The sequence below is a fragment of the Limnospira sp. PMC 1279.21 genome (genome assembly GCF_032349615.1).
In the GTDB taxonomy this organism is placed as follows: Bacteria; Cyanobacteriota; Cyanobacteriia; order Cyanobacteriales; family Microcoleaceae; genus Limnospira; species Limnospira fusiformis.
On record NZ_JARPLU010000461.1, the window covers coordinates 1 to 801 of the forward strand.

Below are 801 nucleotides of genomic sequence, written 5' to 3' on the forward strand. Positions count from 1 at the left end.
ATCGTCGCATTGTCCGGGAACAACCGGAAAAATGTCGCGTAAATGTATCAGATCAGGTTAATTAGGAGAAGATCATGGCTCATAAGAAAGGAACAGGAAGCACCCGTAACGGTCGCGACTCTAACGCCCAGCGTTTGGGAGTCAAACGCTATGGCGGTCAAGTAGTCAGTGCAGGTAATATCCTCGTGCGTCAGCGCGGCTGTAAGTTCCACCCTGGGAACAATGTAGGCATTGGCAAAGATGATACTCTATTTGCCAAAGTAGATGGAGTTGTGCAATTTGAGCGCCGGGGGAAAAGCGGCAAGAAAGTCAGCGTTTATCCCGTAGAAGTGGCATCCTAGCCATAGTAGGGCGGGTTTCCCACCAGCCTCGTCAGATATTTTTTCCATAACCGGACTCCATAAGTGTCCGGTTTTTTCAGTTTTCGGGGAAATATTGTAGTCAGCACCCCCGCCTGAAGCACGGGGGCTTCGTGCCTCCCGCAACAGAATAGCTGACCAGCTATAGCCGTAACTGGCTACGTTCAGAGCAAGAGTTAAAGTTCCTACCCTGGAATGCGTGCTAGTTCCCGGCTCTAGAACCGAATCGTTAAATAGTTTTAAGGGGTTAAGACAGTGCGATTTGGAGAGACTCTTCCTGTTAGGCAATTCACTGAACAACGATTGACAAAGGTCAACAATTGCGTTAAGCTAGACGAGTACACAACAAGCGAGTTAAATGCCGAAATATATAGCACAAGACAGAACAGTTAGGACGTATAATGGCAAGGATATCTACAGAAGACCCAAAATGACAGCCCCC

Annotated in this window: 1 protein-coding gene; it reads left to right on the forward strand. The window is 48.1% G+C overall.

Annotated features, from left to right (window positions below; all coding sequences use genetic code 11):
- The first annotated feature begins 74 nt into the window (after positions 1–74).
- Complete coding sequence (rpmA, locus tag P5683_RS25430; protein WP_006615800.1) at positions 75–341, forward strand: 50S ribosomal protein L27; 267 nt, start codon at positions 75–77, stop codon at positions 339–341.
- Positions 342–801: the final 460 nt, after the last annotated feature.